At 69.0% G+C, this 19,235-nt stretch carries 9 protein-coding genes; 2 read left to right on the top strand and 7 right to left on the bottom strand.

Annotation, left to right across the window (positions count from 1 at the left end):
* Nucleotides 1-8 precede the first annotated feature (8 nt).
* Nucleotides 9-9,599 (bottom strand): amino acid adenylation domain-containing protein, encoded by a 9,591-nt coding sequence (locus WMF19_RS10930; protein ID WP_437899024.1) that lies wholly within the window; start codon nt 9,597-9,599, stop codon nt 9-11.
* An 858-nt stretch (nt 9,600-10,457) separates the two neighbouring features.
* Nucleotides 10,458-10,898 (bottom strand): helix-turn-helix domain-containing protein, encoded by a 441-nt coding sequence (locus tag WMF19_RS10925; protein WP_272101805.1) that lies wholly within the window; start codon nt 10,896-10,898, stop codon nt 10,458-10,460.
* A gap of 76 nt (nt 10,899-10,974) precedes the next feature.
* On the opposite strand from WMF19_RS10925, the gene WMF19_RS10920 reads away from it, so the two are divergent.
* On the top strand, nt 10,975-11,820 hold the full coding sequence (locus WMF19_RS10920; protein WP_437899023.1) for a class I SAM-dependent methyltransferase: 846 nt from the start codon (nt 10,975-10,977) through the stop codon (nt 11,818-11,820).
* A 3-nt stretch (nt 11,821-11,823) separates the two neighbouring features.
* Here the strand turns inward: WMF19_RS10920 and WMF19_RS10915 are convergent, their stop codons facing one another.
* The 3 genes from WMF19_RS10915 to WMF19_RS10905 form a co-directional block, all read right to left on the bottom strand.
* Complete coding sequence (locus WMF19_RS10915; protein ID WP_437899022.1) at nt 11,824-12,477, bottom strand: glutathione S-transferase family protein; 654 nt, start codon at nt 12,475-12,477, stop codon at nt 11,824-11,826.
* A gap of 98 nt (nt 12,478-12,575) precedes the next feature.
* Nucleotides 12,576-13,760: an ARPP-2 domain-containing protein gene (locus tag WMF19_RS10910; RefSeq protein ID WP_437899021.1), complete on the bottom strand. Its 1,185-nt coding sequence runs from the start codon at nt 13,758-13,760 to the stop codon at nt 12,576-12,578.
* A complete protein-coding gene (locus tag WMF19_RS10905; RefSeq protein ID WP_437899020.1) occupies nt 13,760-15,373 on the bottom strand; it encodes a hypothetical protein in 1,614 nt (537 codons plus the stop codon). The genes WMF19_RS10910 and WMF19_RS10905 overlap by 1 nt, the downstream gene beginning before the upstream one ends.
* Before the next feature lie 589 nt (nt 15,374-15,962).
* On the opposite strand from WMF19_RS10905, the gene WMF19_RS10900 reads away from it, so the two are divergent.
* Nucleotides 15,963-17,216: an alpha/beta hydrolase gene (locus WMF19_RS10900; RefSeq protein ID WP_437899019.1), complete on the top strand. Its 1,254-nt coding sequence runs from the start codon at nt 15,963-15,965 to the stop codon at nt 17,214-17,216.
* 222 nt (nt 17,217-17,438) lie between these two features.
* Here the strand turns inward: WMF19_RS10900 and WMF19_RS10895 are convergent, their stop codons facing one another.
* A complete protein-coding gene (locus WMF19_RS10895) occupies nt 17,439-18,050 on the bottom strand; it encodes a hypothetical protein (protein WP_437899018.1) in 612 nt (203 codons plus the stop codon).
* 193 nt (nt 18,051-18,243) lie between these two features.
* Entirely contained in the window at nt 18,244-19,191 is a 948-nt protein-coding gene (locus tag WMF19_RS10890; RefSeq protein ID WP_437899017.1) for an SDR family oxidoreductase, read from the bottom strand.
* Nucleotides 19,192-19,235 lie beyond the last annotated feature (44 nt).

Raw genomic sequence — 19,235 nt, 5'->3', positions numbered from 1 at the left:
CAACGTCTCTACTCATGATCCTTTGCCTCCTTGCGCAGGGGTCGCCGGAGCCGCTTCGCCGCAGCCTTTTGCTGCATGACCCGCTCGCGGAGCGTCGTGAAACAATGTGCCTCGCACGAGGTTTGAGTCAGGTGCCTCGATAGAGCGCTCACGGTGGGGTAGGTGAAGAGATCGACCATTGGAATATCTCGCTCGAGCGAGGTCGCGAGCCTGTCGTGGACCTGCGCTAGCCGCAGAGAGTGGCCTCCGAGATCGAAGAAATTGGCGTGGAGGCCGACCTCGTCGAGGCGGAGGACGTCGCGCCATATCGACGCGACGAGCCGCTCCATCTCGGTCGCCGGTTCAGCGCCGTCCGCCGCCGCGCGCGGCTCGTCGGGATCCGGAGGAGGCAGCGCGCGGCGATCGATCTTGCCGCTCGGGTTGATGGGCAGCGCGCTCATCCGGACGAAGGCCGCCGGTATCATGTGCTCGGGCAGGTACTCCTTGAGGTGGTCTTTGAGCCTTCGCGGGGCGTCATCGCCCTCGCCGTCGGCGAGGACGAGATACGCGACGAGGCGCTTCTCGCGCGGCGTATCCTCGCGGACCGTGACGACGGCCTCCTTCACCGCGCGGTGCTGCCGGAGGAGAGCCTCGATCTCCCCGAGCTCGACGCGGAATCCTCGAATCTTGACCTGAAAGTCGGCGCGGCCGAGGAACTCGATGCTCCCGTCGGGCAGGTACCGCGCGAGGTCGCCCGTTTTGTACAGGCGGCCGCGCGGTTCAATCCATGGAGGGCCCTCGATGAAGCGCTCGGCGGTGAGGTCGGGGCGGTTATGATACCCGCGGGCGAGCCCGTCGCCGGCGATATAGAGCTCGCCGGGGACGCCGACCGGCACCGGGCGCCGCCGGCCATCGAGCAGGAAGACACGCGTGTTATCGATGGGCCTCCCGATCGGCGGCGCCGGCAGCTCGTCCGCGTGCTTCTTCGGAGGGACGAGCGCCGTCGTGGTGTATACGGTGCTCTCCGTCGGTCCGTACGCGTTGATGAACGCGAAGGGCAGCGACGGCGAAGGATGGTCGTGCAGCCTGTCGCCGGCGGTGACCATCGCGCGGAGCGCGCCGCCCGCCGGCCATTCGAGCGGGAGGACGCTCTCGGCGAGCGGCGTGGGCAGGAAGGCGACGGTGATCGAGCTCGCCACGATCCAGTCGCGGAGCGCGGACGGCGCGATGCGCGTGTGCTCGTCGGGGATATGAAGGCTCGCGCCCGCCGCGAGGATGGGCCATATATCCCCTATCGAGACGTCGAACGCGGGCCCCGCGATCTGCGTGCCTCGGTCGGAGCCCGAGAGGGCGAACGTCCGCCGGTACCAGGTGACGAAGCTGATGAGGCCGCGATGAGCCAGCTCGACGCCCTTCGGCCGACCCGTCGAGCCGGAGGTGTAGATGACGTAAGCGAGCGCGTCAGGCGCGGTGTCGCCCGGCGGGTCCTCCACGCTATGAGGCTCGAACTCCGCCCAGTCTTCGTCCAGGCAGACGATGTTCGCCGCGTGCTCGCGGAGGGCCCCGGCCAGGCGCCTCTGCGTGAGCACCACCCTGGCGCTCACGTCCTCCAGCGTGAAGGCCGTCCGCTCCCTGGGGAACGACGGATCCAGCGGCACGCACGCGCCGCCCGCCTTCAGGATCCCGAGGAGCCCGACGATGAGCTCGGGGGATCGCTCGGCGCATACCGCGACCGTCACCTCGGGGCCGACGCCCAGGCTTCGCAGGTGGTGGGCGAGCTGGTTGGCGCGGCGGTTCAGCTCGCCGTAGGTGAGCGTCGCCTTCGGCGATCGCGAGCTATACGACACGACCGCGATAGCGTCCGGAGAGCGCGCCGCCTGGATCTCGAACATACGATGAATGCAGACCTCGCGCGAGTAGTCCGCGCGCGTCTCGTTCCACGATACCTGCTGCCGGATCTCCGCCTCGGTCATGATCGGCAGCTCGGACAGGCGCCGATCCGGGTCGGCGACGATGCCCTCGAGCAAGACGTCGAAATGGTCGGCCATGCGAGCGATCGTCGAGGCGTCGAACAGGTCCGTGCGGTACTCGAAGCGGCCGATGAGGCCCTCGGGTCGTTCGTCGAGCTCGAGCGTCAGCTCGAACTTGGCCGTGAGCGTGTCCACCTCGAGCTGGCTGACGCTCCAGCCCGTCGCGAGCGTCGGCATGGGCGGCTCCAGGATGAAAGCCACCTGGAAGAGGGGGTTCTGCCCGGGCGCCCGCGACGGCTGGAGCTCCTCGACCAGGCGCTCGAACGGCACGTCCTGGTTCGAATACGCGCTGAGGCTCGCGTCCGCCACGCGCGCGAGGAGCTCGCGGAAGGTCGGGTCGCCGCGCAGGTTCGTGCGCAAGACGATGGTGTTGAGGAAAAAGCCTATCAGGTTTTCGATCTCCGGCCGGCTGCGGCTCGCCGTCACGGTGCCCACGATGATGTCCTCTTGCCCCGAGGTGCGGCAGAGGAGGATGTTGAACGCCGCGAGCAGCGTCATGAAGAGCGTGGCGCCCTCGCGCTGCCCGAGCGCCTTGAGCGCGCGGGTGCGATCGCTCGAAATGGCGATGAGGTGCCTCGATCCACGCGACGACTGGACCTTCTGCCGCGGCCGATCCGTGGGCAGCTCGAGCACGGGGAGCTCGCCGCCGAGCTCCCGCTTCCACCACGCGAGCTGCGCTTCAAGCCCGCTTCCGCGCAGCCATTGCCGCTCCCACACGGCGTAGTCGGCAACCTGCACGGGGGGGGCGGGCAGCGTGGGGAGCCTCCCGGTCGAGAACGCCGAGTAGAGCGCCGAGAGCTCGGGGAGGAACACGCTGTACACGGAGACCGCGTCCGCGACGATATGATGTAGCGTGAGGTAGAGCCGGTGCTCGTCATCGCTCATCTTGACGAGCACGCCGCGCACCATGGGGCCGGTAGTGAAATCAAAGGGGCGCAGGGCATCTCGAAGGGCGATCCTCCGCGCCTCGGCCTCTCGTTCGTCCGGAGTGAGGCCGGCAACGTCCATCACCGGGAGCTCGATTGCCGCCTCCGGGTGGATGATCTGCACCGGCTCGCCGCCCTCGACGCCGAAGGTCGTCCTCCACGCCTCGTGGCGTCGGATGATCTCGTTCAGGCTTCGCTCGAGCGCCTCCACGTCGAGCGCACCTTGGATGTGGAGCGTGGCAGGCTCGTTATAAACGGGCGAGCTTGGATCGAGCCTCGCGAGGAACCAGAGCCTTCGCTGCGCGGAGGACAGCGGGAAGCTCCGACCACGCGGGACCGGCACCACGGGCGCGGCCCCCCGGCCCGCCTCCTCGCCGCGGCGCGCCTCGATGATCTTGGCCATTTCGGCGATCGTCGGCGCCTCGAACAGGGCCCGGAGCGGGAGGTTCACCTCGAACCGATCCCGCACCCTCGAAAGGATCCGGGTGGCAAGGATAGAGTGCCCGCCGAGCTCGAAGAAGTTATCCGAAGCGCCGACGGCCCGGAGCCCGAGCGCGTCGGCCCACAGCGCCGCGAGCGCCGCTTCCATGGGCGTGCGGGGCGCGACGAAGCCAGGATCGAGGTCGGACCTCGTCCTGTCAGGCGCGGGGAGCGCGCGTCGATCGACCTTGCCGTTCGACGTGACGGGCATCGCATCGAGCAAGACGAAGCTCGACGGCACCATGTAATCCGGGAGGCGGCTCTTCAGGAAGCCGCGCAGCTCCGCGGGGAGTCCGCGCCGAAGCGTCCCCTCAGAGCTCGGCGCGTGAGGGCCGGAGCTGCGATGGTCCACGACATAAGCGACGAGGCTCTTATCACCGTGGGTGTCGCCCAGCGCGATGACGACGACCTCGCGCACGGAGGGGTGCTGCGCGAGGGCGGCCTCGATCTCGCCGAGCTCGATGCGAAAGCCCCTGATCTTCACCTGATGGTCGATGCGGCCGAGGTATTCGAGTTCGCCGTTGGGCCTCCGGCGCGCGAGGTCGCCTGTTTTGTAGAGGCGAGCGGAGGTGCCCGGACGGAACGGATCAACGATGAACCGCTCACGGGTGAGCTCCGGCCGGTTGAGATAGCCGCGCGAGACGCCGGCGCCTCCGACGTACATCTCACCCGGGACGCCGACAGGCACAGGCTGCATGGCCGCGTCGAGGAGATAGATCGACAAGTCCGGGATCGGAGCGCCGATCACGCTCCCGAGATGTTCGAGATCGGCCAGAGACAGCGGGCGGTAGGTGACGTGCACCGTCGTCTCCGTGATGCCGTACATATTGACGAGCGCCGGCCGCGAGTCGCCGTGCCGGTCGAACCAGGGCCGGAGGCTCTGGAGCTCGAGGGCCTCTCCGCCGAAGATGACCAGGCGGAGAGCGAGCTCTCGGGCGCCGCAGGACGCCTCCTCCGCCAGGAAGAGCTGGCGGAACGCGGATGGCGTCTGGTTGAGCACGGTCACGCCCTCCGCGGCGAGGAGCTCGTAGAACGCCTCGGGCGAGCGGCTCACGCAGAACGGGACGACCACGAGGCGCCCGCCGTGGAGGAGCGCGCCCCATATCTCCCATACCGAGAAGTCGAAGGCATAGGAGTGGAAGAGCGTCCAGACGTCGCGCTCGTCGAAGCGGAACCACGACCGCGTCGCGCTGAACAACCGCGTCACGTTTGCGTGACTGACGACGACGCCCTTGGGCTTCCCGGTCGAGCCCGACGTGTAGATCACGTAGGCCGCATCGAAGGCAGACGCGCCGCCTTCGAGGTTCTCTTCGTCGACCTCCGGCGCGGCGTCCCAGCCGGCGTCCATGCACAACGCGCGAGCGCCGTGTGGCGGGAGCGAGCCGAGGAGCGCCTCCTGCGTTATCAGGACGGGCACCTTCGCGTCGTCGAGCATGAACGCGAGGCGATCCGGCGGATACGCCGGGTCGAGCGGCACATAGGCGCCGCCTGCCTTGAGGACGCCGAGGAGAGCGACGACCATATCGAGCGAGCGCTCCAGGCACAGCGCGACGAAGACCTCCGGCCCCACGCCGAGCGCTCGGAGGCGGCGCGCGAGCCTGTTCGCGCGCCGGTTCAGCTCGTCATAGGTCATCTCCGCGCCGTCCCAGCGGAGCACGACGGCGCCGGGCGAGCGCTCCGCGTGCGCCTCGAAGAGGCGATGGATGCACGGCCCTGCCGCGAGATCCGGCGAAGCGATGGGCCCCGCGAGGAGGTCCCTCCGCTCGACCTCCGTCAAGATCGGCAGCTGCTCTATCTTCCGTTCAGGGGCGGCGGTGATCCCCTCCAGGAGGATCCGATAATGGTCCGCCATCCTCGCGATCGTATCGGCGTCGAAGAGATCGGTGCTGTATTCAAGGAGCCCGACGAGGCCCTCCGGCCGCTCGTCGAGCTCGATGGATAGATCGCAGCGCGACGTCCCGTTATCGATATCCATGCGTGTCATCGTCCACCCCGAGGCCATGGCGGGCATGGGAGGATCAAGGAGGAACATGACCTGGAAGAGGGGGTTCTGCCCGAGGCTCCGCTCCGGCGAGAGCTCCCTCACGAGCTCCTCGAACGGCAACTCCTGGTTGGCGTACGCCTCGAGCGTCACCTCGCGCACCTGGTCGAGGAGTCCCCGGAACGTCGAGCCGCCGGAGACGCTGGTGCGCAAGACGAGCGTGTTGACGAAGCATCCGATCAGCGAGCAAAGATCCGGCCGGCCATGATCCGAGACGACCGTCGCGACGGGGATGTCTTCCTGCCCTGTATAGCGGAAGAGGAGGGCCTTGTAGGCCGCGAGGAGCGTCATGAAGAGCGTCGCGCCCGCGCGGCGCGCGAGGGCCTTCAGCGCCTCGGTCAGCTCCTTTGACAGCGAGAAGTAATGGCGCGCGCCTCGGAACGTGCCGATCGCGGGGCGCGGCCGATCGGAGGGGAGGCTGAGCTTGGCGACGCCCGCCAGCTTTTGCCTCCAGTATTCCGCCTGGCGAACGAGCCCCTCCCCGCGCAGCCATTGCCGCTGCCAGGCGGCGAAGTCGGCGTATTGCAGTGGGAGCGGAGGGAGCGGTGAGACCGCGCCTGCGGTGAACGCGGCATAGAGCACCTGGAGCTCCGCCAAGAATGCGTTATAGAGCGAGACGCCGTCATAGAGGATATGGTGCAGCGCCAGGTAGAGCCTGTGGTCAGCCTCTCCCAGGCGCATCAGGGTCGCGCGGATCAGCGGCCCCTTCGCGAGATCGAACGGACGCCTGAGCTCCTCGGTCGCGAGCGTCCGCGCCTTGGCCTCCTGCTCGCCCTCGGGGAGGCTCCGGAGGTCGATCTGGGAGAGGGTGAACGCCAACTCGTCGTGAATGACCTGAACGGGCCGTCCTTCCTTGAGCACATACGTGGTCCGCCACGCCTCGTGGCGCCGGACTATCTCGCGGAGGCTCGAGGACAGGGCGGACGTGTCGACATGGCCGGGCATTCGGAGGGTGAACGGGTCATTATAGACGGGCGCGTTCGGCTCGAGCTCGGCCAGGAGCCACATCTGCTGCTGGGGGAAGGAGAGCGGAAGGTCCTCCGCCCGCGACGCGATCGTGACCGGGGGAGGATTTGACCTGCTCTCGCCGGCGGCGCGCGCCTCCACGCGCTTGGCGAACCGGGCGACGGTCGGCTCGTCGAGCAAGGAGCGGAGCGGCAGATCCACCCGAAGCGCGGCGCGCACGCGGGAGATGATCTGAACCGCCAGGAGCGAGTGGCCGCCGAGCTCGAAAAAGTCGTCGTGAATACCCACGCGCGTGAGCCCGAAGACCTCGGCGAAAATGCCGCTCAACACCTCTTCCACGGGCGTGCGTGGCGCGATGAAGCTCTGTGCGAGCGCGGACGAGCTCCGGTTCGGAGGGGGCAGCGCGCGGCGATCGACCTTTCCGTTCGCCGTGAGCGGGAGCGCGTCCATGAGGACGAAATCGGAAGGTACCATGAAGTCGGGCAGCTTCTGCTGCAGGAAGTCGCGGAGCCGCGCGACGAGCTTGCCGGCGATCATCCCCCGGAGCGGACTGTTGCCGTAGGTTCGCCAATGCCTCGAAGGACGCGGCGGCTCGCTCCTGGCCCGCGGGCTCGCCGAGCGCGTCGCCGCGGCGCCCGTGCGCCGGAACACGACGTCGATGAGACCGGGCGCGCCGGGCGTCGTTCGGAGCGTATGGACGTCGTAACCGAGCTCTGCCGCGAGCTCCCATACCTCTTCAGGATCCACGCCGCAGGCCTGCTGGCTCTTGAGAGCGAGGCGGTGCTCTCCGGCCGTCTCGACGCTGCCATCGCCGGCGCTCGCGAGCCATTCCGCCGTCTTCATCGCCGCCGCGACGCGCTGATTTTGCAGCCGGCGAAAGCCCACCGTATCCGGCGCACCGCCGCCCAGCGCCTGGCGCATCTCCGGCAGCGACAGCCCCCGCTCCGACGCGTCCATCCACGTCACGTCCGAGAGGGGGTTCGGCGCGCTCCCCACCTCGATGATGACATCGTAGCGGAACATCGTTATTTCATTGTGGTGGCGCCCGCGTTTATTCAGGATGCGCACGCCGCTCACCTGCGGGAGCCTCGCCTGGATGGCGTCGAAGAGCTCGGGGCTGACGAGCAGCTCCTCTTCCCGCTCCGCGCGCGACCGCACGCGCTCGGCGAGGTCTTTGCGGGAGAGCGCGTCGGGCGCCTGGTGGAGCTGCACGGACGCATGATAGGCAGAGAGGAGCGGGAGGCTCCGCACGTCGCCGATGAAGACGCGGCCGCCCGGCGCCACAGCCGCGACGGCCCCCTCGATGACGCGCATGAAATAGTCGATGCTCGGGAAATACTGAGAGACCGAGTTCAGGATAACAGTGTCCATCGACGCCGGCTCGATGCCGGAGAAATCATCGGCGGCTCTGTGATCGAGAGTCACGTGGGGAAGCGAGGGCGCCCCGCCTCCCGCGTTGAGCCGCTCGCGGAGGCGGGAGAGCACGCTCCGGGAGAAGTCGGTGCCTGTGTAACTGGCGCACGCGGGAGCGAGCCGCAAGAGGAGCAGGCCCGTCCCGCAGCCGATCTCGAGCACGCGCGAGGGCTTCGTTGCGAGGATCCGAGACACCGTCCCGTCGACGAACTCCCTCATCTGTTCCTCGGCTATCGGCAGGCCCGTGTAGCTGCTGTTCCAGCCGACGGTATCGAACGCCGGATCCCGCGGCTCGTGGTCGCCTGTATATGTGTCCTCGTAGAGCGCCTGCCATTGCGACACAACCTCGCCGTCCAGGCCGCGGGGCTCATCGTCCTTCCATGTCTCGTGGTGCAGGTTCTCGACGACGTACGCGACGAGGCGCCTCTGGTCGGGCCCGTCCTCGCGGGCGATGACGACGGCTTCTTTGACGGCGGGGTGCCGCCGGAGGACCGCCTCGACCTCGCCGGGCTCGATCCGGTAGCCGCGGATCTTCACCTGCTGATCGATTCGGCCGAGGAACTCGATGGCGCCGTCCTCCCGGCGGCGCGCCAGATCGCCCGTCCTGTAGAGCATGGCGCCCGGATCATCGCTGAACGGGCTCGGGATGAAACGCGACTCGGTCAGGTCCGGCCTGTTCAGGTATCCTCGCGCGACGCCCGCCCCGCCAGCGTAGAGCTCTCCAGGCGATCCTTCCGGGACCGGAGCGAGGCGCTCGTCCAGCAGATAGACCTGCGTGCCGGCGATCGGATAGCCGATAGGGACGGAGTCCCTCACGCCCGCGAGGTCGCCGATCGTATAGCAGCACGTGAAGGTCGTGTTCTCTGTCGGGCCATAGCCGTTGATGATCCGGCACCCATCGAGCGCCTCGGCGGCGCGTCGGACGTGGGGCACGGAGAGCACATCGCCGCCAGCGAGCAGCTGGCGCAGGCCGCGGAGGTCCTCGAGCCGCTCGTCGACCATCAGATGGAACAGGCCGGCGGTCAGCCATAGGGTCGTCACGCCATGGCGCCGAAGCGCCTGCCCCAGCTCCTCGAGGGAGGGCTGGTGAGGAGGCATGACGACGAGCCGCCCGCCGTTCAAGAGGCAACCCCAGATTTCAAAGGTCGAAGCGTCGAACGAGAGGGGAGCGAGCGCGAGGAACACGTCCTCCGCGGTGAGCGTCACATAGTCGGCACCTCGGCAGAGCCGGACGACCCCTTGATGCAGGACCATGACGCCCTTCGGCTGACCCGTCGATCCCGACGTGTACATCACATAGGCGAGGTCGCCCGGCGAGACGTCGATCCGTGGTCTCTCGGCGCTCTCCTGTGCGATTGCCTCCCACCCTGTGTCCAAACGGACGAGGCGGCCTGGCAGGCGGCCGACGCTCCCTTGGAGGAGGCGCTCTTGGGTCAGGACGATCGACGCCCCCGTGTCCTCCAACAGGAAGGAGAGGCGGTGCTTCGGGTGGCTCGGGTCCAGCGGGACATAGGCGCCCCCGGCCTTGAGCACACCGAGGAGCGCCACGATCATGTCGATGGATCGCTCGAGGTAGACAGCGACCGGGACGTCCGCGCCGACACCCAGGCTCTGCAAGTACCGCGCGAGTTGATTGGCCTTGCGATCCAGGTGACGGTACGTGACGCATTCATTCCCGAAGACCACAGCTACGGCGTCAGGTGTGCGCTCCACCTGGATCTCAAAAACCTCATGGATGCAATGGTGCTTGCGCTCGTCGCTCATACGCCCCTTCATTGATGTCGGCACCAACTGTGAGGGAATCTCGACTGCGGCAGGTGCGTTCTGGGGCGCCCCCCATTGCGCCTGCGTGTCAGCAGGCGTGAACAGCCGCGGCATGAAACCGCGCCATGTTGCGTCGGACACGCTCGCGGCTATCGAGGTTGGCCGACGTCGTCACCATACCCTCTGGAGAGCATGATGCTCAGGATGCCAAGTGAAACCCATTCCCGCCCTTGACCGAAGACTTCGTGGAAGCGACCACCAGGCTACCACAGCGCAGCGGCACAAGGGACGGAGCTTCTTGAAGATTCCGCGCACGTGGGTGGATGTGGTGTGGGGTGCTTGTCGCGCCGCGCCGCGGAGACGAGGGGAGCGTGTTTGTCCTCGTCATTCAGTGAACAGCGACAAGGTGACGCGGAACACACATCCCGCAGCGAATACGGGCGAAGCTCAGGGGCAGCACGGTCACGCCGCCGTGACCACGGTCCTACGATCGCAGACGTGCTTCAGGGGGCTGTGGCGTGTTGTGAAGCACCGTAGAGGGCCGTGCTCCACCCTGATGACCTCAGGAGACATGCCCCATGCGCCGAAGTCGTGGCAGGCATGACAGGACAGATGCTGAGTCGAGAGCCAGCCTGAACGTTGGATCGTGAGATCCGTCGCGCCAGCGGGCTGGGCGTGATTGCAGCCCTCTGCGGTTGCGTCGCGACCGTGCGCCGCGCTGGTGTCATCCGGCGGGGGCTCTTGGTGTTCACGCGGGCTTCTGCGCCGAGGTCCGCGCGATCGCGCTCGACTACGCCGACCAGATGGCGCTGGATTGCGCGAGCTTCTGACCGGCGCGCCGGCGGCATCCGCCCGGACTCAGGTGGGCCACCGCCGCCGGGGAGCCTTCTGTACAAGCGGCTCGAGACGGCCGGCGCCGGCGAGCCGGACGATGCTGCGAAAGCGCGGACACTCCATGTGGCTCGGCGCGGAGCACGCCGCCGCGTGGCGCAGGCCGTCGCGCAGGGCGACCAGCCGCTGGATGGTCCGGTCCAGCTCCTCGGCCTTGGCCGTCAGCCGCTCTCGCTCGATGCGCGGCCGGCCGTCGGGCGAGAACATCCGGGCGATCTCGTCCAGCGAAAACCCCGCCACCTGGCCGAGCGCGATCAGCGCCAGGCGCTCCACCACCCCGGGGTCGAACAGCCGCCGCAAGCCCCGCCGGCCGGTGGACGCGATCAGCCCCTTCTCCTGGTAAAACCGCAGGGTCGAGGCGGGCACGCCGGAGCGCCGGGCCACCTCCGCGATGTCCAGCTGTTTCATGCTTGACCTCAAGTTGACTTGAACTTGCAGACTACGCCGCATGATTTCCGACATCAAACCGAAGAAGGAGCCCCCGATGTCCGAAGCCCATCCGCCGAATCGCGACCAGGCCGCGCTGTGGAACGAGTCCGCCGGGCACACCTGGGTGGAAATGCAGGAAATGCTCGATGGCATGCTGGCGCCGCTCGTGGCGCCGCTCATCGAAGCGGGCTTCCCCGGCGAGGGCGGGCGCGTCCTCGACATCGGCTGCGGCGCGGGCGCCACGGCCCTCTCGATGGCGCGTCGCCTCGGGCCAGCGGGCCTCTGCCTCGGCGTGGATATCTCCGGGCCGCTCGTGGCGGCCGCCAGGGCGCGCGCCGCCGCCGAGGGCCTGGCCTCCGCCGCCTTCCTCCAGGCCGACGCGCAGACCCACGGCTTCGAGCAGGACACGTTCGACGCGGTGATCTCGCGCTTCGGCGTGATGTTCTTCGACGATCCCACGGCGGCGTTCGCCAACATCCGGCGCGCCGCCCGGCGCAGGGCGAAGCTCTCGTTCATGGCCTGGCGCAGCGCGGACGAGAACCCGTTCATGACCGAGGCCGCGCGCGCCGCGGCCCCGCTCCTGCCCGATTTGCGCGTCCCGCCCCCCGACGCCCCCGGCCCGTTCGCCTTCGCGGACAGAGAGCGCGTGCAGCGGATCCTGGACGCGAGCGGCTGGAGCGACGTCGACATTCGCCCGATCGACGCGCCGAGCAGCGTCGCGGAGAAGGACCTGCTCGCCTACGCCACCCGGCTGGGACAGGTGGGTCAGGCGCTGCGGGACGCGGACGAGCCGACGCGCGCCCGGACGGCCGAAGCGGTTCGCCCTGCCTTCGACGCCTACGTCCGCGATGGCGCGGCCCGCTTCACCGCGGCCTGCTGGCTCGTGAGCGCGCGCGCCTAGAGCTCAGCCGGTCGATGGCTTGCCGGTGTTCACCGCCAGTTGAGCGTCGAAGGCTCGCTTGTAGGCGGGCCGCGCTTCGCCGCGGGCGACATAAGCGGCCAGGTTCGGGTATTCGTCCAGGATGCCCGATGCTCTCAGCCTGAGCAGCACCGACACCATCATCAAGTCGCCGGCGCTGAACGCACCGTCGAGCCAGTCGGCATCGCCCAGGCGAGCGGAGAGCTGGCCGAGCCGAGCGCGGATGCGAGCCTCGACCAGAGGCAGACGCTCCGCCGTCCAGGGCTTGTCGCCCTCCAGGACCTTGGCGATGACGAGCTCGAGGATCGGCGGCTCTACCGTGTTGAGCGCGGCAAACATCCATGAGATCGCGCGCGCCCGAGCATTGGCGTCGTCCGGCAGGAGGCCCGCACGTCGCTCGGCGATGTGAAGCACGATCGCCCCTGTCTCGAACAGCGCGAGATCGCCCTCCTCATAGGTCGGGATCTGGCCGAAAGGATGAAGCGCCAGGTGCGCGGGCTCCTTCATGGCGCGAAACGAAACGAGGCGAACCTGGTAGGGTTGGCCCACTTCCTCGAGCGCCCAGCGAACGCGCGTATCACGCGCCAGTCCCTTGCCGCCATCGGGTGAGCGTTCAAAGGCGGTAATGGTGATCGTCATCGAGAGGCTCCTCCTCGGCGCGCATCATCGGCCGCGGAGGCAGACCTTTGCAACGGAGGTCGCGAAGCACGCCGATGTTCCCCCTCGACGCTGCGGGCTCACCTCGTCCGCTTCAGCGCCGCCTTGAGCACGTGCTCCGCGATGAGGTAGCCGAACCCCTCGCCGTCGATCCGCCGGATCAGCTGGTCGCGCGTGGTCCGGAGCGCAGCCGCGGTGGCGTCCAGGTTCCACCCGTGCGCCGCGAGCTGCTGGAGGAGCCGGGCGCGCCTCACCTGCCCCGCCGCGAGCCGGTACGTCTTCGCGTACTCCAGCGTGCCGTCCTCGCGCACGATCGCCTCGCCGATGTGGTTGTCCAGCGCCGGATCGAGCTCCGTCATGAACCGCTGCAGCGAGAAGGGCCCCGCCCGGTACACGCGCTCCGCCGCGATCGGCCGGCCGAGGAGCCCCGCGGCCGTGTCCACGTGCAGCGCGCCGGCCTCCGCCCGCGCCCGGCCGAGCGCGGCCCGCAGGTCGTCGAGCGAGCCGATCCGCGCGGCGTCGAAGGTGTGCTCGAACGCCTGGCTGTCGCCGTTGTGGCGGGCCGCGTAGAGCAGCGTTTGCTCGTAGAAGTCCTCGATCAGCGTGCGGTGCAGCGCGCGGTAGTCGTCGGGGTGCGACACCACGAACACCGACGCGAGCAGCTCGCCGACGAAGAGCAGGACGCCGCACTGGCCCTCGTGGATCTCGAAGACGCGCAGCGCGTCCTCCAGGCTCGGGATCGCGCGGCCGGAGAGCGACACCTCGGTGCGCGGGTCGAGACCGCGGGAGATCGCCCGCCGCGAGTACTCGGACCAGGCGATCTCGGGGGCGTTGAAGTGCAGCGCGAGGAAGCCCTCCATCGCGAGGTGCAGCGGCAAGAGGCGCAGGCGGTTCCGCTCGGCCGGGTCCTCGCCGCGGGCCTCGCGCCGGGCCATGCGGTGGAGCAGCTGGACGCCGCAACCCCACTTGCTGAGCGGGTTTCGGGCGCCCGGCCCCGCGAGCGCCGCGCCGTAGGACGCGACAGGCGAGCCGTCGTCGGTCCACCCGATCACGAGCGCGTGCGGCACGTAGGAGCAGTAGGCCGTGCCGTCGCCGAGATCGACGATCGACCAGGCGTCCTCGTGTCTGCGGCCGGCGATCCGCAGGTCGTCCCGCGGCGCGTCCCGGAGGAGCGGGACCAGGCGCACGCCCGCGAAGACCTGCGCGTGCGTCGCGGAGAGGCCCCGGAGCGAGAGCGACCGGAGCAGGGCCGGCGCCTTGGCCATCAGGGCACCTCGAGCGCCGCGGCGGGCGCCTCTTCTGCGAGCTCGGCGGCGCCTGCCGGCTCCACGGCGTCCGCCAGCGCCACGGCGTCTGCCGGCTCCACGGCGTCCGCCAGCGCCACGGCGTCTGCCGGCCCCGCCTCCGCGGCTGGCTCTGCGGCGCCCGGTATCCTGGCGTGCCGCGAGAGCAGCGCGGCCGCGCGCTGCGCGAGGTAGCGCTCGAGCTCCGCGAGCGGCGCCGTGCCCTCGGCAAAGCGGGCGAAACCGAGGACCGTCGGCAGGTCCTCGGCGTCGCGCAGGCCGACCGTCGGGATCGACGGGCCGAGCGCGCGGGGCGCGTAGCGCTCGCTGTCGAACACGGGGTTGATGTGGACGATCGACGTGCGTTGCCCCGGATCGAGCCGCGCCCGGAAGCACCTTGCGACCTCGGCGGCGGCGCCGGGCGGGTCGTTCTCGAAGCCGTCGGAGAGGATGACCACGACGTCGGGTCGCCAGGCGAGCGCGTCGAGCAGCGGCGTCGCGAGATCGGTCTGGCCGCGCGCGCCGACGAGGATCTCGTCGGGCGTGGGCGCGGTCCAGAAGGCGCGGTACTCGCGGGCGGCGGCGCGGAGCAGGTAGCTCACGCCGAGCGCGACGGCGAGCGGGCGGCGGCGCTTCTCGCTCGATCCGGACGCCGAGTAGCTCCGGTCGAGCACGGCGGCGACGCGCCCGAGCGCGGCCGGGCTCTTCCTGAGCGCGCGGGCGGCGGCGCGATCGAGCGCCGCGTGGAGCTCGTCGCGGCGCTCCCGCCGCGCCTCCTCGGGCAGCGAGAGCGCGTAGAGGGCGACGCGCGTGAGGGGAGCGCGGCCGAGGTCGACGGCGAGGTCGACGTCCTCGCGCCCGGCGGCGCGCTGGAGCCGGAGGCGCTCGCCCTCGGTCATGCGCGGCGCGGCGCGGCGGAGGAGCTCGTCGCGAGAGACGCCGCGGGCGGCGGCGAGCCCCTCGGCGACGGTCAGCGGCAGGTCGAAGATCGCCTCCTTCGCATAACGCGCCTGCCGCGCGCGCTCGAGGAGCGGCGTCTCGAACGGCGCGCGGCGCCTGGGCTCGAACAGGAAGGGTCCGATCTCGCCGGCGAGCTGGAGGTGGGCGTGCACCGCGAGCGCGCGGACGTGGGCGCGGTACTTGACGGCGTCGAACGCCGGGTCCGGCCGGCCGGCGAGGTAGCCGCGGATGACGGCGCGCGCGCGGCGGTTGTTCACGCGGCGCTCCCGGAGCTCGCGCAGCGCCCGGAGCGCGCGCTGCGGCGGGAGCTCCCGGAGGGCCGCCGCGATGAGCGAGCCCTCCTCGCGCCGGTCGGGGGCGGGCGTCTCGGCGCCGGTCGCGAGGAGGTTCACGGCGATGCGCGCCTGGTTGAAGTGGTTGATGCCGGCGGCGAGCGTGCGCGCGTAGAGGCGGCGGTAATTGCCGAGGATGTACTCGTGGAGGAACTCGATGGAGACGGCCTGGCCTCCGGAGGTGCCATAGAACTCCGCCTGCCCGGTGCACGCGAAGCAGGCGTTGATGAACATGACGAGGTCCTCGCGCTCGACGCGCTCGGTATGGAAGCGTGCGGGGGGCGCGGGAGGGGCGGTGGGCATGGCAAAGAGCCGCCCGGGGAATGGTGGGGCGATCAACCTACGACAGTTTCCAGACTGGGATCGGAAATCGCCCCGGAGTCCCACGGGCGGCGACCGGCAGCATACACCCTGAGGGGCGCCTCGATGAACGGGCCGAGCACGTTTGCTTCACTGGCGCACCGCGGGGGATACAACCGGCACGTGCGGCGTGGCTGCACGATGAGAGCGTTCACAACGATAGGTTGTTGGTACAGCGTCACTTTCCAGGAGGGAGGCGAATCGCCCAAGGTTTCCCATGTCAACCGGTACGTGCGGCGTGGCTGTATCATGAGAACGTTCACACGATGCGCTTGACATTCGGATCGCGTTTGGATTCTCTAGCCACTCGGATCGCGTTCGGATTTCCTCGCCCTGTTGCTCCTCGGAACGCCTGAGGCGCAGTTTTGCATGCCAGCTGCAGCGTGGTGCGCGACCCGTGCGTCGGCACGTGCCGCTTGCTTGGGACACCACGGTGACAATGCAAATGCGCCAACGCGCTTGTAGCGCGGGCCATGGAACTAGCGCGGGCCATGGAACTCGAGTTTGACTTTTACGTACGTTGGAGGTCCTCATGCCCGTAAAGAACTGGCCTGCTATCCTTTCGCTCTCGGTCATCTCTGTCCTCCCCGCCGCGGCGTATGCCAGCGACCCCGCCAATCTTCCCCTTCCGCCCAGGGGCTTCGATACCAGGGACAACAACATTCCCCATGGGAAGCTGGACGTCTCCGTCAGCTATCCGACCCGGAACTACGGGATGCGGAAGGTGACGGTTTACATGCCGCCGGGGTATTCGACGAACCAGAAATATCCTGTCGTCTACCTGCATCATGGAATCGGCGGCAATGAGGTTTCCTGGATCGGCCAGGGGAGCAACGAAGGCAACGCCGACAATATCATGGACTATCTGTACTCGAAGCAGATGGCCAAACCCATGATCGTCGTGATGCCCAGCGGCAAGATGGACGGAGCGGACGATTTCGCGCGCTTCGCGAACTTCGGGGACGTCCTGCTCCACGACCTGATCCCCTGGGTCGAGAAGACTTATTCCGCCGCCACCAATGCCGATTTGCGGGCCATCTCCGGCCTGTCGATGGGCGGGGGGCAGACCTTCAACTTCGGGTTCCCCAACACCGATGTCTTCCACTACATCGGACCGTATTCGGCTGCGCCCAATACCCAGAAGCCAAGTGACACCATCAAGGACGTGGCTGCGGTCAAGAACAACGTGAAGCTCATCTTCATCTCTTGCGGCAGCGCAGACGGCTTGATCGGCAACAGCAAAAATTACCACGACTTCCTGGATCAGAACAACGTCGACCATATTTACCAGATCGAGCCGAACGAAGGTCATACCAAGACCGTCTGGAACCGCAGCTTTTACAACTTCGCCCAACGCATCTTCCTCGACGTGGGCACGACGAGCGGCGGTGGAGCGGGTGGGGCCGATGGGGCCGGTGGGGCCGGTGGAGCCGGTGAAACCGCGGGCAACGGCGCTGGTGCAGGGGACGGCAGCGGAAGCGGAAACGGCGGTAGTGCGGGGGACGGCAGCGGAAGCAGCGGTAGCGCAGGGGACGGCAGCGGAAACGGCGGGGGCGTGCCCGGAAGTGGTGCCGTCACGACAGGCGGTTCTGCAGTGACTGGCGGGCAGGTTTCGAGCAGTGCGAGCGGCGGCACGGACGAGGACACGCCCGCGACGGAAGACTCTAGCTGCAGCGTCTCGGTCCCCGGGTCCGACCCCGGAACGCCGCCTTGGCGCTTCGGGATCCATCTTGCGGCGATCGGAGCCCTCCTCTTCAGAGCGCGAGCCAGACGGAATCGCGGCTGAGCGGCCCAGCGTCGCTCCGAAATCCGCGCTTTTCAGTCAGCTTCAACCCGTTTGTCGCTCTACAGCGGTCTCCGCCCACCTCTGCGCCATGCCGAGCAGAGCGACGGTCACCCGCACAGGAGACGGGCCCAGATCGGCGTTTTCGGCGCGCAAGCGCACTCCGGTGCGCTGAGCACCGAAAACGTCGAGATGGGCCCGTATCCGAAGCGGGTGACCGTCGCTCTACTCCGGCCAGACTTCGATCCAGACGAACAGCACCTGTCCGGCCGCCTGGTTGTCGACCGCCACCGGATAGACCGTGCGCGCTCGAAGCGCCTCGACGAGGTGACCGTGATGGATCGCGAACCTCCCGATGAAGTCGTCGTTCACGAGGTCCCTGTCGATGAGCTCACCGCTCAGGTGGACATCCGGCGTGAGCGGCACGCGGTACCAGGTCGGCGGGCCTTTCCATCCGGGCGTGCAGGTGTCGCGTTGCCCCGGGCGATCCAGCGTGCGCCGCCCCAGCGACCGGCCGCCCACGAACAGCTCCGCCGAGCCGAAGGGCTCCGGCGGCTCGGTCCCCGCCCCTGCCGCCTCCGCCACGAAGCCGGCCACGCTGGCGGCCGCCGCGACAGGGTGCTTCGTGCGGAGCAGGCCGCCGATGGCGGTGAGCGCCTCCGCCGGGACCGCGCCCATGCCGTCCCATTGACGGCCGTCCGCCTTGGCCGGGCTGATGACGGCGCCGTCGATGGAGATGCGGACATGCGCCGGCAGCGGCGGCGTCGCCGGCTGGCACGCCGCGCAGCTAAGGGCGATCCCGCACAGCGCGGCCGCTCCGAGAGGACGTGACGCCATGCCTCGAGAGCGTATCCCGGCGGCCGCGGCGCACCAACACCGAAGCGCGCGCGGGGGCGCAGCGGGGTGCGCTGGTCGCGCGGCGCCGTCTCGCGGCGAGACCGCTGCGGCGCACGCCGCGCCCGCGCCCAAGGCCTCGCGTCCGAGCCAACGACCGCGCACGACCCCGTGGTCCGAGAGCGCCGCGGCGATGCTACCGGAAGTCTTCCGGATTGGTATCCTGGTCGCCGTCCTCGACGGCCTGATTGTATCGCCACACGTCGGGGCGTGAACCGTCAAGGTCCGTGAAGCCGTACTCGGCCGCCAGTCGCGCTGATGTCACCGACCGCTGGTTCCATCGCTCGCGCGTGGGGTCGGTCGCGAGCGCCACGACCGCGCGCCCCACGTAGCGAGGCGACTCCGAGACCGCGAACCCGGGCGGAGCCGCCGCGGCGCGCCAGTTGTCCTCGGTGACCTTGTAGTTCTCGAGCATCATCTCCGAGCGGAGCCATCCGGGGCTGATCGCCACGGCCGTGGCCCCGTGTCGCGCGAGCTCGTGGCCCTGGGAGAACGCCAGACGATTCACTGCATGTTTGGCCAGGTCGTAGAACACCGAGATGCGGTACCGCGAGGCATTGTAGTCGGCGGTGCCGTCGGTCACCTCGACCAGAAGCCCCCCGGGACGAGCGATCAGGAGCGGGATGAGGTGGTGGGAGGTTATCAGGTGCGTATCGATGGCGAGGCGGAGAATCCGGAGCCCCTTCTGGAGGTCGTGCCGCCAGATGGGCGTGTTCCATTCGGAGGGTCCACCTTTGAGACGCTCCGCGCCCCAGATGTCGTTGACCAAGATGTCGATGTGCCCGTGCGCGTCCCGGATCTGGTCCGCCAGACGCTTGACCTGGGCCGCGTCGAGATGGTCGACGACCATGGGGATGCCGTGGCCGCCCAGCGAGGTGACGAGCTCGGCGGTCTCCTCGATCGTTTCGGGGCGGTCGTAGTCGGACAGGAGGGAGCGGCTGCGGCTGGTGCGGCCAGTACAGATCACCGTGGCTCCGGCCTCTCCCAGGGCGGCCGCGATACCGCGGCCAGCCCCCCGCGTCGCCCCGGCGACGACCGCGATGCAACCTCGCAAAGCGTTCGGATCCAGACACCAGCTCGTCATTTCGCTTCTCCTGGGATCGGTACGCGGATCGAGGGGTCGAACCC

This window comes from Sorangium sp. So ce124, assembly GCF_051525235.1.
GTDB classification, from domain to species: Bacteria; Myxococcota_A; Polyangia; order Polyangiales; family Polyangiaceae; genus Sorangium; species Sorangium atrum.
Note: the sequence above shows the minus strand (reverse complement) of the source record. Positions and strands in the feature narration are given on the sequence as shown.

Coding starts and splice junctions, on each gene's coding strand:
- WMF19_RS10890 (WP_437899017.1), bottom strand. CDS start 19,191: ATGACGAGCTGGTGTCTGGATCCGAACGCTTTGCGAGGTTGCATCGCG.
- WMF19_RS10920 (WP_437899023.1), top strand. CDS start 10,975: ATGTCCGAAGCCCATCCGCCGAATCGCGACCAGGCCGCGCTGTGGAAC.
- WMF19_RS10905 (WP_437899020.1), bottom strand. CDS start 15,373: ATGCCCACCGCCCCTCCCGCGCCCCCCGCACGCTTCCATACCGAGCGC.
- WMF19_RS10910 (WP_437899021.1), bottom strand. CDS start 13,760: ATGGCCAAGGCGCCGGCCCTGCTCCGGTCGCTCTCGCTCCGGGGCCTC.
- WMF19_RS10900 (WP_437899019.1), top strand. CDS start 15,963: ATGCCCGTAAAGAACTGGCCTGCTATCCTTTCGCTCTCGGTCATCTCT.
- WMF19_RS10925 (WP_272101805.1), bottom strand. CDS start 10,898: ATGAAACAGCTGGACATCGCGGAGGTGGCCCGGCGCTCCGGCGTGCCC.
- WMF19_RS10930 (WP_437899024.1), bottom strand. CDS start 9,599: ATGAGCGACGAGCGCAAGCACCATTGCATCCATGAGGTTTTTGAGATC.
- WMF19_RS10895 (WP_437899018.1), bottom strand. CDS start 18,050: ATGGCGTCACGTCCTCTCGGAGCGGCCGCGCTGTGCGGGATCGCCCTT.
- WMF19_RS10915 (WP_437899022.1), bottom strand. CDS start 12,477: ATGACGATCACCATTACCGCCTTTGAACGCTCACCCGATGGCGGCAAG.